Raw genomic sequence first — 15,325 nt, 5'->3', positions numbered from 1 at the left:
TGCGGGCGGCCGCACGCTGTCCGGGGACAGGTGGGGCGTACGGTGCGCCCGAATGTGACTGGAGAGTAAGGTCCGCTGCTTACCTCTGGTAACCCGTCGGTAGGTTACGGCTGGGTAACGCCCTTGAGTCCAGGGGGAGTCGGGGTGGGCGGTAGGGGGTGCGCCCTGGAGTCGCCGCCGGGTGGCTTGCGGTCCCGGCGGCGGGAACTCCGTTACGCGGCAGCCGACTTCGGCAGGGAGTTGAGGAATTCCGCCAGTACGGCGTTGAAGGCGTCCGGCCGCTCCAGATTCGGCAGGTGGGCCGTCCGCTCGATGACCGCCAGGGTGGCGTCCGGGATCCGTGCGTGGAGGTCGCGGGCGTCGCTCACGGGCGTATAGGTGTCCTCGGTGCCGACCACCACGAGGGCCGGTACCGACACCCGCGTCAGGAGTTCCCGGTAGTCGGGGCGTTCGGCGCGGCCGCGCAGGGCGGCGGCCGCGCCCTCGGGTGCCGTGGCCTTCATCATCGCCAGGACATGGGCGGCGGCCTCCGGCCGGTGCGTGAGGGTGCGCGAAGACACCATCTTGGCCAGCACCTCCTGTGCGTAGCCGGCCATCCCCTCGCGGAGCAGCCGTTCCGCCATGGCGTGGCGCGCGGCCCTGCCCTCCTCGGTCTCCGCCGCGGCGAAGGTGTCGGCGAGCACCAGGCCCCGTATCCGCTCCGGGAAGAGCCGGTAGCACTCCATGACGATCTGGCCGCCCATGGACAGTCCGCCCAGGACGAAGCGCCCGATCCCGAGCCGGTCGAGCAGGGTGAGGAGGTCGCGGGCGAAGCTCTCCAGCGGGGTCTTGCCGGGGACGACGGTGCTCTCCCCGTAGCCGCGGAGATCCGGCGCGATCACCCGCCATCCGGCCCGGCTGAAGTGCTCGGTCTGCGGGCGCCACATCGAACGGTCGAAGGGGTGGCCGTGTACGAGCACCAGCGGTGCACCGCTGCCCTCGTCCTCGTACTCCACGGTGATCTCTTCGCACATGACCGAACCCATTGGACCGTCCATCCCCTCTGCCGTGGCTTGACGTCTCGATGCTAGAGAGGGCAATCTCTCGGTGCAATATAAAAAATGTACTCGGTGCAATGTTTTCCAGTGTCTCGTGGGAGTGACCGATGGACGACTATCGCGCGATCGCCGATGACCTCGCGGCCGATATCGCCGCCGGCCGCCTCCGTCCGGGAGACCGGCTGCCGCCGCTGCGCCGGTTCGCCCGGGACCGGCGTATCGCGAGCTCGACCGCGGCCCGGGTCTACGGGGAATTGAGCCGACGCGGACTGACGGTCGGAGAGGTCGGCCGCGGGACCTTCGTCCGCAGCGCCGCCCCCGCGGCCGAGCCCGCACTGGCCGAGCCGGGGGAGGCCCGGGTCGACCTGGAGCTGAACTTTCCGGTGCTGCCCGGCCATCCCGCGCTGCTCGCCAAGAGCCTGGGCCCGCTGCTGCGCCCCGAAGCGATGGCCGCCGCGCTCCGTCCGGTGGGGGCCGTCGGCACGGCCGCGGCCCGGCAGGCCGCGGCCGCGCACCTCGCCCGCGGTGACTGGTCCCCCGACCCCCGTCAGCTGCTCTTCGCGGGCAACGGCCGGCAGGCGATCGCCGCGGCGATCGCCGCACTGGTCCCGGCCGGTGAGCGGCTCGGCGTCGAAGCGCTCACCTACCCCGTGGTGAAGGGCATCGCGGCCCGCCTCGGCGTCACCCTCGTCCCCCTCGCCATGGACGAGCACGGCCTGACCCCCGAGGCGCTGCGCGCCGCCCCTCCGCTGCGCGCCGTCTACCTCCAGCCCGCCCTCCACAACCCGCTGGGCCTCACCATGCCCGCCCACCGGCGCGAGGAACTCGCCGTGGTGCTGCGGGAGTTGGGCCTGCACGCCATCGAGGACGCGATCTACGGATTCCTCCGCAACGACCTGTCCCCGCTCGCCGCCCTCGCGCCGGAGCGCACCGTGGTCATCGACAGCCTGTCCAAACGCCTCGCGCCCGGACTCTCGCTGGGCTTCCTCACCGTGCCCGAAGGCACCGCACAGGACTTCGCCACCGCCCTCCGAACGGGGACCTGGACCGCCTCCCGCTTCGCGCTCGACGCGGCCACCCGCTGGATGGCCGACGGCACCGCGGCCGCCGCCGAGGAGGAGAAGCGCGGCGACGCCGCGGCACGTCAGCGGATCGCCGCCGAACGGCTCGCCGGTTTCCGGGTCCGGGCCGATCCGCAGGCGTATCACTGCTGGTGGGAACTGCCGGACCCGTGGCGGGCCGACACCTTCGTCGCCGCCGCCGCGCGCCGCGGGATCGCCGTCACCCCGTCCGGAGCCTTCGCCATCGGCTCGGGCCACGTACCCAACGCCGTACGTCTGGCGCTCGCCTCGCCGCCGGTCGACGTCCTGGCCGAGGCGCTCGGCGTCCTGGCCGGGCTGGCGCAGGGGGCACCGGAGGACAGCGGGCCGGAGTGACGGCGCCGGGCCGTCGGGCGGCTCAGGTGGCGCTCATCAGGTGCCGCTCATCAGCTGTCCGAGGCCGGTGCGCAGCTCCGCCGTGTTCATCACCGGCTGGAGCGAGACCTTCGCGTGCAGATCCATGAAGAATGATTCCAGGAGCGTCGGCATCTGCGACGACTCCCTCATGTCGAAGTAGAAGTAGGCGGTGCGCTCACCGCCGTCGAGGGTGAAGTAGGCCGCCTCCGGCTGGAGGGCGGCGATGGCGGTCTCCATGATCTTCGGCAGACTGCCGTTCTGGATGACTTCGTTGCCGGTCTCGGTCGGTATCCGGGCCGTCAGGACCATCCTCATCGGGCTCACTCCTCACATGGAGGGCGTGGGGCGGGTGGCGCGCGGCGGCGAACCGGAGCCCGGGTGCTCGGCGCGTCCGCGGGAGGCTCCGGTGCACCGCTGGTGTGTGTCTGTCCCTGTGTTCTCAGGATCTCACGGCCCGGGTGCCGGGGCCGGATTCCGGCGGCCCGGGGTGCGGGTCAGGAGCCGGTCAGCAGATGCTCGGGGCGTCCGCTGGGCGGCACCTCCTCGGCCGGCGGCACCGGGCCCGGCGGGGTGCCGTCGCCGAACGGCCGGCCGCCCAACTCCTCGCGGTGGTGCGGCGTCAGCCAGCCGGAGAGGTCCGGCCCGGCCGGGACGACACCGGTCGGATTGATGCCGGTGTGTACCCGGTAGTAGTGGTGCTTGATGTGATGGAAGTCGACGGTGTCGCCGAAGCCGGGCGTCTGGAAGAGGTCCCTGGCGTAGGCCCACAGCACCCGGTCCTCGGCCAGCTTGAAGCGGTTGCACTTGAAGTGCCCGTGGTAGACGGCGTCGAAGCGGACCAGCGTGGTGAACAGCCGGATGTCGGCCTCGGTGAGGGTGTCGCCGACGAGGTAGCGGCGGTCGAGGAGGCGCTCGGACAGCAGGTCCAGGCGCCGGAACAGATCGCGGAACGCGGCGTCGTACTCGCTCTGTTCGGTGGCGAAACCCGCCCGGTACACCCCGTTGTTGACGTCCCGGTAGACGCCCGCCATGACGATGTCGATCTCCTCGCGCAGCGGCTCCGGATACAGATCGGGGGCGCCGGGCCGGTGCAGCGCCGTCCACTCCGTCGCGAAGTCCAGGGTGATCTGCTGGAAGTCGTTGGTGACGAGCTGCCCGCTGGGCACATCCACGATGGCGGGGACGCTGACCCCGCCGGGGTAGTCCGTCTCGCGGGCGTCATAGGCCTCGCTGAGGAAGCGGATGCCGAGGACCGGGTCGCGGCCGCCCGGGTCCAGGGTGAAGCGCCAGCTGCGGTCGTCCTGGATGGGGTCGGTGATGGCGAGCGAGATGGCGTCCTCCAGGCCGAGCAGCCTCCGGGAGATGACGGCGCGGCTCGCCCAGGGGCAGGCGCGGCTGGCCACCAGCCGGTAGCGGCCGGCCTCGGCCGGCCAGCCGTCGCGGCCGTCCGCGGTGATGCGGTCGGCGAAGTGGCTCTTGGAGCGCTTGAAGGGCTTCCTGCCGTACGCGACGTTGCCGTCGGTGGTGGCGTCCGTGGGGCCGCCGTTGTTGCCGGCGTCGGGGTGGGGCATCACCGACTCCTTCCGTCTGCGGTTTGCTCCGGTGCTCAGGGCGAGCCTTCCCGGACGGGGGCGGGTATTCCCCTGCGTCAGCCGCCCGGCGCACCCGGTGCCTCCTCGCGGCGCGGCCACCGGGCGGCCCGGCTCAGCCGAGGTGGGTGAGATCGGGCCGCAGCCGGTGCCAGATCGGGTGCCGCAGCCGGCCGGCCGAGGTCCAGCCGGTGTGCGTGATCTCGGCGACGAGCCGGGGCTCGGCCCAGTGCGCCCCCTGCACGTCCACCGCGTTGAGGAACGGGGACCGGTCCAGCGGGATCACCCCCAGATACCGCGCCAGCTCATGGCGCTCCCGTTCGGACAGCCCCGAGCCCACCGAGCCGACATAGCGCAGCCCGGCGGGTTCCGCCACGCCCGCCAGCACGGAACCGGGCAGTCCGGCCAGCCCGCCATGGCCTTCCGTCCAGCCCCCGATGATCACGTCGAGGGTCAGCAGATGTTTCGTCTTGCGCCACTCGGGTGACCGCACGCCCGGCAGATAGGCCGAGCTCAGCCGCTTCGCCACCACCCCTTCCAGACCGGCCTGCAGCGAGGCCTCCCACGCCTGCTGCCCATGGCCCTCCACATAGCCGGGCGCCGACCAGTTCGGGCCGCGGAGCCCCAGCCCGGCCAGCAGGGACCGGCGCTCGTAGTACGGCGATCCGAGCAGTGAGCCGCCCAGATACATCAGATCGAAGAGGACGAGGTGGACGGGGTGCTCCATGGCCAGCCGGGCCGTGCGGCGCGGGTTCACCACACCCATCCGGCGCTGGAGCAGCCCGAAGTCCGGCCGGCCGCGGGCGTCCAGCACCACCACCTCACCGTCGAGCACCGCGGGCCGGCCCCGCAGCTGCTCACCCAGCGGCGCGAGCTCCGGGTAGGTGCCGGTGGCCTCGTTGCCGGCCCGGGTGACCAGCCGGACGGTGCCGTCGCCGGAGGTGTTGATGATGCAGCGCGCACCGTCCCATTTGGCCTCGAACGCCCAGGCCGCCTCCTCGTGCTCGGCAGGCAGCGGGCCGACCGTGGCCAGCATCGGCCGGATCACGGGGTACGAGGCCGAGCCACGCTCGGCGGACGGGGCCATGGTTCGATGATCGGGCGAGACGAGAGCGCTCGCAGATCGGCGGGCCGCCGGGCCGGGCGGCCCCGCCCCGGTGCTCAGGCGCCGCCGCCCGGCCGGGCCCCGCTCCGCGGGGCGTCCCCGCGCGGTGTTCCCTGCGCGGGAAGCTGCTCCTCGCCCTCCGTACGGATATGCGGCAGGATCCGGTCCAGCCACCGGGGCGTCCACCAGGCCGCCGGTCCCAGCAGCGTCATCACCGCGGGGACCAGCAGCAGTCGGACCACGGTGGCGTCGATCAGGACGCTCACGGCCAGCCCGAGGCCCAGCATCTTCACCACGATGTTGTCGCTGATGATGAACGCGGCGAACACGCTCACCATGATCAGCGCGGCGCAGGTGATCACCCGGGCGGTGATCTCCAGCGCGTGCGCCACGCTCGCCTTCGCGTCTCCGGTGCGCAGCCATGCCTCATGCACCCGCGACAGCAGGAAGATCTCGTAGTCCATGCTCAGCCCGAAGACGATCGCGAACATCATCATCGGCACATAGCTCTCGATCGGCACCGTGCCCGAGACCCCGAGCGCCGGCCCGCCCCAGCCCCACTGGAAGACCGCCACCACCACCCCGTACGAGGCGGCGATCGACAGGACGTTGAGCACCGCCGCCTTCACCGCGACCAGCACGCCACGGAAGACGGCCAGGATGATGAGGAAGGCGAGCGCGACGACCACGGCGATGATCAGCGGAAGCCGGCTGGCGACGATGTCCAGGAAGTCCACCTGGCCGGCGGTCGTGCCCGTCACATAGCCGTGCGCGTCGGTCCCCTTCACGGCCGCGGGCAGCAGGTCGTGCTTGAGGCGGTTGACCAGATCCGTGGTGTCCGCGTTCTGCGGGGCCTGGGTGGAGTACGCGGTCCCGGTCAGCACCGCGCCGTCCGGGGTGGCCTTCAGCGGCGTGATGAAGGCCGCGCCCGGGACGTCCGTGAGCACCTTCCCGGCCTGTGCCGCCAGCATCGGGCGGTCCGCCTGCGGGACCGCGGACTCATCGATGACGAGGGTCAGCGGGCCGTTGGAGCCGGGGCCGAACGCCGAGGACATCAGGTCGAAGGCGCGCCGGTCGGTGAACGACTTCGGGTCCGCGCCGTCGCCGATGTGCCCCAGCTGGATCGAGAAGACCGGAATGGCCAGCACGACCACGATGAGCACCCCGCCCGCCAGATACCACCACGGGCGGCGCTCCACCCGCTGCGCGTACCGGTGCCAGGTGCCGTGTGCCTCCTCGCCCGGTTCGGCGTCCGTCTCGGCGATCGGGCGGCGCACCCGCAGCCGGTCGATCCGGCGGCCGATCAGCCCGAGCAGCGCCGGGACGAGGGTGAGCGCGCCGAGCACCGCCGAGACCACGGTGATGGCCGCCGCCACGCCCAGTTTCCCGATGAAGGAGACGCCCGAGACCCACAGCCCCATCAGCGCGATGATGACCGTGCAGCCGGACACCAGCACCGCCCGGCCGCTGGTGGCCACGGCCCGGCCCGCGCCGGTGACCGGGTCCGCACCGTCCATCAGGTTCTGCCGGTGCCGGGTGAGCAGAAAGAGCGCGTAGTCGATACCGACGCCGAGACCGATCATCGTGGCCAGGGTGGGGGAGACCGTGGCGAAGATGAAGACGGCGGCGATCAGCCCCAGACAGGCCAGCCCGCACAGGGCGCCGATCAGCGCGGTCAGCAGCGGCACCCCGGCCGCCAGGACACTCCCGAAGCCGACCAGCAGCACCAGGATCGCCACCCCGAAGCCGATCACCTCGCTGGTCCGGTCGTCGGGCTCCGGCCGGGCCAGCTCACCCAGCAGCCCGCCGTACTCCACCTCCACGCCCGCGGACCGCAGCGGCCGCACGGCCGCGTCGACCCCGTCCAGATAGTCCGGCTTCAGGGTGGACGGCTGCACGCTGAACCGCATCGTGATGTACGCGGTCCGGCCGTCGGTGGACAGCGGGCCGACGTTCGGCGTCCCGGGCGGCGGCTTGGCGGGCGGTGCGCCGGGCGGCGGCAGCGGGTTCTGCGCGGACAGCACGTCCGGCAGCTTGCCGAGCGCGGTGACGGCGCTGTCGATGTCGCCCCGGAAGTCCGTCAGCGGCCTGGCCGCGTCGTGCAGCACCACCTGGCTGCTGTAGCCCCCGGCCTTCGGCTCGTGCTTCTGGAGCACCTCGCGGCCCTGCGTCGACTGGACGCCGGGCAGCGCGAAGTCGTCGGAGTACTCCCCGCCGTACGACCGCTGGAGCAATTGCAGCCCGGCCAGCGCGACCAGCCACAGTACGAGGACGACGACGCAGTGCCGGGCACACCACTCGCCGATCCGGCGCAGCGCCCCTGTGCCGCCGGACGCGCCGGGCGCTGAGGCCCCGCTCGGTTTCCTCGGCAACGACATAGGTGCTCCCGATGCGGGCCGGCGCTCCTGGCACATACGGACATGCAGCAGTCAACGCCGGTTCCGCCGCCGCGGCATGCCCACCGGGGAATACGGGTGTCGGCCGAACGGGTGCGCCCCGGCGTCAAGCGCCCGCGGGGGAGGCGTCGTTGCGGAACACCAGCAGATAACGCCAGAAGAGCAGCCGCCGGATCCGGCACCCGGGAAGCAGCACGGCGGCCTCCCGGCGGATGCGCGGCAGCGGCATGTCCGGCGGAGCGACGGGCGGCTTCAGCGGAGTGGCAGCGGCCGGCCGGAGTCGTTCCGAGGCGGCGACGCCGAGCCGGACCACCGCGTTCACCGGCGATGCGGCCAGGCCCCAGCACCAGTCGGCCGGCGACCTCTCGGCATAGCAGCCCAGGATGACCAGCACGCCGCCCGGAGCGAGGGCCCGGCGCAGTGCGGTGACCGTGTCGAAGGGCATGTGATGCAGGCTCGCCAGGCAGGAGATGAACCCGTAGTGCCCGTCGGGCAGTTCCAGCCGGGTGATGTCCGCGTGCTCATAGCGGGGCGGCCCGCCACCGTCCGTGGTGTCCCCGACTGCGGCCCGGGCCCGCGCGAGGACCTCGGCCGACGGGTCGACCGCATGGACATCGAGCCCCAGCCCCGCCAGCCGCCGCGCGAACCGGCCGGTCCCGCACCCGACGTCGAGCGCGGTGCGGCAGTCCCGCGGCAGCTGCCGTAACAGCAGCCGGTGGTAGTGGTCGTTGTGGTCGAAGGGCATCCGCCGACCCTAGCCCCGGCCCCTTGCGGCCTCCTCCGAACCACCGCTCACCCTGCCCACCTCCAGCTCCTTACGATTCCCTTTGACCGTTTGTGGCCGGCACGAGGTGAGGACCGAGCTGTTGATGAACCATTTCTGGGCGCTTGTGGAGCCCGGCATGTCCCTTGGGCGTTCCGGCAGTTGCAGTCGTACGGGAGCCCGGGCGGAGGGCGTCCGATGAGCCGTGCGGTGCTGGTGACCGGGGCGTCGCGGGGGATCGGGCGGGCGGTGGCCGAGGTCTTCGCCGCGCACGGGGACCGGGTCGCGCTGCATTACGCGTCGCGGCGGGCGGCCGCGGAGGAGGCGTACGCGGGGCTGGCCGGGAGCGGGCATGTGCTGGTGCAGGGGGATGTGAGTACGCCCGAGGGGGCGGCGGCGCTGGTGGACGCGGCGGTGGACGGGCTGGGCGGTGTCGATGTGCTCGTCAACAACGCCGCCGCGAATGTGGCCCACCCCCTGGACCGCACCTCGTTCGAGGACTGGCAGAGCGCCTGGCGGCAGGTCGTGGACGTGAATCTGCTGGGCGCGGCGCATGTCAGCTACTGCGCGGCGCGGAACATGATCGAGCGGGAGGTGGCGGGGCGGATCATCAATATCGGCTCGCGCGGGGCGTTCCGCGGCGAGCCGGATCACCCGGCGTACGGCGCGGCCAAGGCGGCGCTGCACGCGATGGGGCAGTCGTTGGCGGTTCACCTGGCGCCGTACGGCATCGGCGTGGCCTCCGTCGCCCCGGGGTTCGTGGAGACCGAGCGGGTCGCGGACCGTCTCACGGAGGACGTGCGGCAACAGAGCCCGTTCGGACGGGTCGCCGTGCCCGGGGACGTGGCGTCCGCCGTCCACTATCTCGCCTCGCCCGAGGCGCTCTGGTCCTCCGGCGCGGTACTGGACGTCAACGGGGCGTCGCATCTGCGCTGAGAAGTCAGCGCCGAGAGGTCTGCGCTGAGAAGTCTGCGCCGGGAAAGGGGAAGCCCCGGCCGAACGGGGGAATTCGGCCGGGGCGGTTTCGGGGGGGCGCGGGCGGCGACGGCGGTGGCCTTCGGGCCTGCTGCCGTGCGGCGGTGGCCGGCTTTGCCGGCGGCGGGCCCTGCGGCGCCGTCGGGACGGCACGCGCTTCCAATTGAACGATAAACCATTGAGTCGGTTTCCGGCGCACAGGGTGACCGCTCTCACCCGTGGCCGAACCCACCGGCCCGCGCGGGCCCCGTCAGGGCTCGATACGGACCGGACGATAGCCGTCGTCCAGCAGACGCGGCAGATACCAGTCCAGCGCCTCGACGGTCTGGCCGCGCTCGCCGCCCCCGTCGTGCGACAGCACGATCGCCCCGGGGTGCAGCTGGTCCAGGACGGTGTAAGCGATGTTCTCGGCCCCGGGCATGGTCCAGTCCTGCGAGTCGACCGCCCAGCCGACGGGGGACATGCCCAGCGCGTTGCAGATGTCCAGCGAGGGCTCGTCCCAGTCGCCGTACGGGGCGCGCGCCAGGTCGGGAGCGGTGCCCAGGACATCCTCGATCAGATCGCTGGTGTGGCCGAGCTCGCCGCGGACGGCGCCCGGCGGCAGTGTGGTCAGCTGCGGATGGGACCAGGTGTGGTTGGCGACGGCGTGGCCGTCGTCGGCGATGGCGCGCAGCAGGCCCGGGAACTCGACGGCGTTCTCGCCGATCACGAAGAACGTGGCGCGGGCGCCGTGGCGGCGCAGGATCCGCAGCACGTCGGGGGTGTACGCGGGGTGCGGCCCGTCGTCGAAGGTGAGGAAGATTTCCCGGCTGTCGGTGGACAGATGGAAGGCGACCTCCGGGTGCGGGGGTGAGGCGCCCGGCCCGGAGCGGGAGGTCTCGCCGGCCATCGGGCGGAGCCGGTACGGCCCCGGGCCGCTCGCCGGGCCGGCCCGCTCGGCGGACAGCGGCGGTCCGGCCGCGGGCGCGGAGGGCTCCGGCGCGGGCGACGGGGACGGCTGCCGCGGGCCGGCCTCCGGGGTGCCGCCGCCGGAGGAGAACAGGGCCCGGACGACGGAGAGCGCACCGACCACGACCGCGGCCTGGAGGAACGTCCGCCGGGTGTGCGTGCGCTGATCGGCATCCACCCTTCACGTGCTCTCACGCGGCCCCCGGCGGGCGCGGCAGCGACACCGCGGCGGGCGGGTTCCGTACCCGATCGGCTCGCACCCGCCGGGTGAGCCCATTCCTCAGGCCGAATGGTGATGGTGGGCCGTCCGCTGGACCGTGCGCGGTGGCGCGCCGCCCGCGCCCGGACCGTCGCCCCCCTGGGGCTCAGGCCGCCGCCCGGTGCCCCTTCGGCTCCGCGGCCGTGAGCGCGGCCTTGGTGACATCCGCGACCAGCTCGACGACATCGGGTCCGTACGCCTGCGAGTTGACCACCTTCAGCAACAGACAGAACTGGCCGTCGGTGCCGTGCTTACGGGTCAGCTTGGCCCGGTTGCGAACGAGATGGCGGACCGCGGCCCGGTGGGTGACCGGGCGCTGGCCGGCCGCCAGGAACACCGGGCGGTCGCCCTCACCGGCGGTCAGCCGGGCCAGCAGCACATACTCGACGGCACCGGGCTCCATCCGGTACGTGGAACCGCCGATCGTGAACGTGCCGCGGTCCATCCCGGCCTCGTCACCGGGGTGCACCGCGACACCCGGCAGCAGATTGGCCAGATGGGCTGCCAGCCGGCGGTGCGCGGTCGGGTCGCCGACACAGAACTCGGTACGCGCCCCGAAGCCCTGGAGGCCGGTGTCGTGCGGGGCGACCTCGGGGTGCGCACCGCAGTTCTCGATCACCGCGGCCAGCCCCAGCAGCGCCAGCGCGTCATGGCGCGGGATGCTCCAGTGGGCCGAGGAGCTGTCCCGGTGGGTGACCAGCACGCACTCCGAACCGTCCGGCAGCCCGAAGAAGCCTTGCTCGCGGGTGAGCTTCCGGCGGGTCACCGCGGATTGCACGGCCCAGCCCGCCGCCAGGCCCACGATCAGGGCCGCGGCCGCCACGGTCAGGAGCAGCAGGGTGTCGTCCATGGCCGGGGAGCGTAGCGGCATTCCGGGTGTGCGTTCGAGGGCGGGGCGGGCACCTGGGACGGCTTGTCCCGGTCCGTACGGGCATACCTGATCCGTACGGAAAGGGGCGCCTGATCCCTGCCCCCGCGGGGGCCTTGGTGCCCGAAATGCCCTCTGTCGGCGGGCTGTTGCCACGAGTAGGCTCCGGGCCCCTGCCGCCCCCCGCCACCCTCTGGGAGGAAACCCCGGTATGACCAGAGCCCGACGCCTCACCGTCCTGGGAGCGGCCGCCGCGCTGGCCGGCTCCCTGGTGGCGGTCCCGGCCGCCGCCGGAACCGCCGCGCCCGCGCCGCCCGCCGCCGACCGGGACGGCGCCACCACCGCCACACCGGGGAAGACCCCGGTCGCCGTCGGCCACGGCGGGGCCGTCTCCAGCGTCGACCCGGATGCCTCGGCCGCCGGTATCGAGGTCCTCAGGAAGGGTGGCAACGCCGTCGACGCGGCAGTCGCCACCGCCGCCGCCCTCGGTGTCACCGAGCCCTACTCCGCGGGCATCGGAGGCGGCGGCTACTTCGTCTCCTACGACGCCCGGACCCGGACCGTACGCACGCTCGACGGCCGGGAGACCGCCCCGCGCTCCGCCGGCAAGGATCTCTTCCTGGAGAACGGCAAGCCCCTCCCGTTCGACGACGTCGTCACCAGCGGGCTGAGCGTCGGCACCCCGGGCACCGCCGCCACCTGGGACACCGCCCTGCGCAAGTGGGGCAGCCGGTCCCTGCGCCAGGTACTGCGGCCCGCGCAGCGGCTGGCCGCGGGCGGCTTCACGGTCGACGAGACCTTCCGCCAGCAGACCGCGGACAACGAGGCCCGCTTCCGCGACTTCCCGGCGACCGCCCGCCTCTACCTCCCCGGCGGCAAGCTCCCGGTGGTCGGCTCGACACTGAAGAACCCCGATCTGGCCCGTACGTACCGGGAGTTGGCGCACCAGGGCGTCGGTGCGCTCTACGACGGCGCGCTGGCCCGGGACATCGTCCGCACGGTCCGCAAACCACCGGTGCGCGCCGGCTCCCCGCGCACGGTACGGCCCGGCGATCTGACCGCGGGCGATCTGCGCGCCTACCGGGTGCTGAGCCAGGCGCCGACCCGCACCGGCTACCGCGGTCTGGACGTCTATGGCATGGCGCCGTCCTCCTCCGGCGGCACCAGCGTCGCCGAGGCGCTCAACATCCTGGAGCGGAGCGATCTCTCCCGGCTGAGCGAGAAGCAGTTCCTGCACCGCTACATCGAGGCGGCCCGGATCGCCTTCGCCGACCGCGGCCGCTGGGTCGGCGACCCGGCACGGGAGGACGTCCCGACCAAGGCCCTGACCTCCCAGCGGTTCGCTGACGCCCGCGCCTGCCTCATCCACGACGACAAGGCGCTGACCAGCCCGCTCGCGCCCGGCGACCCGCGTCACCCCGCGCGCTGCGCCGGTGCCGGCCGGGCCGCGCCGACGACGTACGAGGGCGAGAACACCACCCATCTGACCGTCGCCGACAAGTGGGGCAATGTCGTCGCCTACACCCTGACCATCGAGCAGACCGGCGGCAGCGGCATCGTCGTCCCGCACCGCGGCTTCCTGCTCAACAACGAGCTGACCGACTTCTCCTTCGCGCCGGCCGCCCCGTCGGTCCATGACCCGAATCTGCCCGGCCCCGGCAAGCGGCCGCGCTCGTCGATGTCGCCGACGATCGTGCTGCGGCACGGCCGGCCGGTGGTGGCCCTCGGCTCGCCCGGCGGCGCGACCATCATCACCACCGTGCTCCAGACCCTGGTCAACCACCTCGACCGCGGAATGCCGCTGGTCGAGGCCATCGCCGCGCCGCGGGCCAGCCAGCGCAACGCGGCCCGGACCGACCTCGAACCCGGTCTGTGGAACAGCCCGGTCCGCCGGCAACTCGAAGCGCTCGGCCATGCCTTCAAGGAGAACCCGGAGATCGGCGCGGCGACCGGCGTCCAGCGGCTGCCGGACGGCCGCTGGCTGGCCGCGGCCGAAAAGGTACGGCGTGGCGGCGGCTCGGCGAGGGTCGTGCACCGGTCGTAACGCCCGCGGTACGGGAGCCGGATGTCACACCGCCGACACGGACGGACCGCTGTGTGCCGTCCGTGTGTCGTCGATGTACCGCCCCGCGCGGCGTCGTTGATGGTCACGGCGGTGACGATTAGCCTCCTGGGACCGTTCGTTCGAATGAGCGGTCCCAGGGAGGGCACGCAGCGTGAGCGTTGACGAGAGCCAGGACAGCGAGACCGGGCAGGTCCCGGTCCGGCACATCGGTGCCACGGCGGGCGAGTTGGAAGGCCTCGCCGAGCAGGCGCGCGCGCTCGCAGAGGGCCGGGTGACCTCGACCGCGCTGGTACGGCGGTCGCTGGAGCGCATCGAGGCCACCCAGGGCACCGTCAACGCCTTCCGGCGGGTACGGGCCGAGGCGGCGCTGGCGGAGGCCGCGGAGGCCGACCGCAGGCTGGCGGCCGGGGAGCGGCTGCCGCTGCTCGGGGTCCCGGTCGCGGTCAAGGACGACACCGACGTGGCGGGCGAGCCGACCGCGTTCGGCTGCGCCGGGGAATTCCCGCCCAAGGAGCGCGACGCCGAGGTCGTCCGGCGGCTGCGGGCGGCCGGCGCCATCATCGTCGGCAAGACCAACGCCTGCGAACTGGGCCAGTGGCCGTTCACCGAGGGCCCGGCCTTCGGCAACACCTGCAACCCGTGGAACCTCGCCCACACCCCGGGCGGCTCGTCCGGCGGCTCGGCCGCCGCGGTCGCGGCCGGGCTGGTCCCCGCCGCCCTCGGCACCGACGGCGCCGGCTCGGTCCGTATCCCCGCCGCCTGGTCCCATCTCGTCGGTATCAAACCCCAGCGCGGCCGCATCTCCACCTGGCCGGACCCCGAGTCCTTCCAGGGGATCACCGGCATCGGACCGCTGGCCCGTACGGTCGAGGACGCGGCCCTGCTGCTGGACGTGGCCAGCGGCAATCACGACGGCGATCTGCACCGGCCGCCCGCCATCGCGGCCCGCGAGGCCGCCGGCCGCGACCCCGGACGGCTGCGGATCGCGCTGTCCTGGAAGGCGGCCTTCACCTTCACGCCCAAGCCGCTGCACCCCGACGTGCGGGCCGCGGTGACCGGTGTGGCCCGCACACTGGCCCGTCTCGGGCACTTCGTCGAGGAGGCGGAGCCGGACTACGGGCTGGTCGGGCTGGCCTTCGTCCCGCGCGCCACGGCCGGGGTGGGGGAGTGGGCGGACCGGGTCCCCGACCGTTCGCTGCTGGACCGCCGTACGCGGGAGGCGGCGCGGATGGGCCGGCTGCTCGGCGGGCCCGTACTGCGCCGGGCGCGCGCCGTCGAGCGGCGCCAACAGCGGCGGATCGGCGCACTGTTCGGCCCCTACGACGTCCTGCTGACACCGACCACGGCCACCCCGCCGCCGCGCATCGGCACCCTCGCCAAGCTCAGCGGCTGGCGTACGGATCAGGCCATGATCGCCGCCTGCCCGTACGCCTGGCCCTGGAACGTCCTCGGCTGGCCGGGCGTGAGCGTGCCCGCCGGCTTCAGCACCGACGGCCTGCCGCTGGGCGCCCAGCTGCTCGGCCCGGCCCACGGCGAGCCGCAGCTGATCTCGCTGGCCGCCCAGCTCCAGGACGATCTGCGCTGGCACGAGCGGCGGCCGGCCGGCCATCCGGTGCCGTACGACGGCGTCCGCCCCTGAGCCGGGGGGCGGACGGTGCCGCGCCGGCGGCGGTCCCGCTCATTCCGGCATCAGCCGCCGTATCAGCCCGGCCGCCGTCTCCAGGGTCTGCCGCGAGGGTGGCCGGGCCGCCGTTCGTCCGTTGATTCTGCGCTGCGCCGCCGGACGCGCCACGGTGGAGATGGTCTTGCCACGGTCCGTGACGGGGCTTACGGTCACCTCCACACGCGTAGATCGCGGCGTAG

13 protein-coding genes are annotated in these 15,325 nt (G+C 73.3%); 4 read left to right on the top strand and 9 right to left on the bottom strand.

What is annotated here, in order from left to right:
• Positions 1-212: 212 nt before the first annotated feature.
• The gene (locus TU31_RS32640; protein ID WP_042161336.1) at positions 213-1,025 is read right to left on the bottom strand and encodes an alpha/beta fold hydrolase; all 813 of its coding nucleotides are present in this window, start codon (positions 1,023-1,025) and stop codon (positions 213-215) included.
• Between the two features lie 119 nt (positions 1,026-1,144).
• Between TU31_RS32640 and TU31_RS32635 the strand changes: the two genes are divergently transcribed.
• The gene (locus TU31_RS32635) at positions 1,145-2,473 is read left to right on the top strand and encodes an aminotransferase-like domain-containing protein (RefSeq protein ID WP_042161334.1); all 1,329 of its coding nucleotides are present in this window, start codon (positions 1,145-1,147) and stop codon (positions 2,471-2,473) included.
• A gap of 36 nt (positions 2,474-2,509) precedes the next feature.
• Here the strand turns inward: TU31_RS32635 and TU31_RS32630 are convergent, their stop codons facing one another.
• The 5 genes from TU31_RS32630 to TU31_RS32610 form a co-directional block, all read right to left on the bottom strand.
• Positions 2,510-2,809: a hypothetical protein gene (locus TU31_RS32630; RefSeq protein WP_042161332.1), complete on the bottom strand. Its 300-nt coding sequence runs from the start codon at positions 2,807-2,809 to the stop codon at positions 2,510-2,512.
• Positions 2,810-2,988: 179 nt separating this feature from the next.
• Positions 2,989-4,065 carry a glutathione S-transferase family protein gene (locus TU31_RS32625; RefSeq protein ID WP_042161330.1) on the bottom strand — a complete coding sequence of 359 codons (1,077 nt, stop codon included), beginning with the start codon at positions 4,063-4,065 and terminating at the stop codon, positions 2,989-2,991.
• A gap of 133 nt (positions 4,066-4,198) precedes the next feature.
• Positions 4,199-5,170: a non-homologous end-joining DNA ligase gene (gene ligD, locus TU31_RS32620; RefSeq protein ID WP_042161327.1), complete on the bottom strand. Its 972-nt coding sequence runs from the start codon at positions 5,168-5,170 to the stop codon at positions 4,199-4,201.
• 74 nt (positions 5,171-5,244) lie between these two features.
• Entirely contained in the window at positions 5,245-7,566 is a 2,322-nt protein-coding gene (locus tag TU31_RS32615) for an MMPL family transporter (RefSeq protein WP_042161326.1), read from the bottom strand.
• A 124-nt stretch (positions 7,567-7,690) separates the two neighbouring features.
• Positions 7,691-8,329, bottom strand: coding sequence for a class I SAM-dependent methyltransferase (locus TU31_RS32610; RefSeq protein WP_042161324.1), 639 nt, complete (start codon positions 8,327-8,329; stop codon positions 7,691-7,693).
• Between the two features lie 216 nt (positions 8,330-8,545).
• Here TU31_RS32610 and TU31_RS32605 point away from each other — a divergent pair, with 216 nt between their 5' ends.
• Positions 8,546-9,283 carry an SDR family NAD(P)-dependent oxidoreductase gene (locus TU31_RS32605; protein ID WP_042161322.1) on the top strand — a complete coding sequence of 246 codons (738 nt, stop codon included), beginning with the start codon at positions 8,546-8,548 and terminating at the stop codon, positions 9,281-9,283.
• A 289-nt stretch (positions 9,284-9,572) separates the two neighbouring features.
• Here the strand turns inward: TU31_RS32605 and TU31_RS32600 are convergent, their stop codons facing one another.
• Positions 9,573-10,448, bottom strand: a complete 876-nt coding sequence (locus TU31_RS32600; RefSeq protein ID WP_042161321.1) for a polysaccharide deacetylase family protein — start codon at positions 10,446-10,448, stop codon at positions 9,573-9,575.
• 187 nt (positions 10,449-10,635) lie between these two features.
• The gene (locus TU31_RS32595; RefSeq protein ID WP_042161319.1) at positions 10,636-11,379 is read right to left on the bottom strand and encodes a hypothetical protein; all 744 of its coding nucleotides are present in this window, start codon (positions 11,377-11,379) and stop codon (positions 10,636-10,638) included.
• A gap of 229 nt (positions 11,380-11,608) precedes the next feature.
• Here TU31_RS32595 and ggt point away from each other — a divergent pair, with 229 nt between their 5' ends.
• Entirely contained in the window at positions 11,609-13,441 is a 1,833-nt protein-coding gene (gene ggt / locus TU31_RS32590; protein WP_042161317.1) for a gamma-glutamyltransferase, read from the top strand.
• Between the two features lie 172 nt (positions 13,442-13,613).
• Positions 13,614-15,101 (top strand): amidase, encoded by a 1,488-nt coding sequence (locus tag TU31_RS32585; RefSeq protein WP_042161315.1) that lies wholly within the window; start codon positions 13,614-13,616, stop codon positions 15,099-15,101.
• Positions 15,102-15,140: 39 nt separating this feature from the next.
• Here TU31_RS32585 and TU31_RS38860 read toward each other — a convergent pair whose 3' ends face one another.
• The gene (locus TU31_RS38860) at positions 15,141-15,299 is read right to left on the bottom strand and encodes a hypothetical protein (protein WP_158894817.1); all 159 of its coding nucleotides are present in this window, start codon (positions 15,297-15,299) and stop codon (positions 15,141-15,143) included.
• Positions 15,300-15,325 lie beyond the last annotated feature (26 nt).

The organism is Streptomyces lydicamycinicus (genome assembly GCF_000829715.2).
Taxonomy (GTDB): Bacteria; Actinomycetota; Actinomycetes; order Streptomycetales; family Streptomycetaceae; genus Streptomyces; species Streptomyces lydicamycinicus.
Note: the sequence above shows the minus strand (reverse complement) of the source record. Positions and strands in the feature narration are given on the sequence as shown.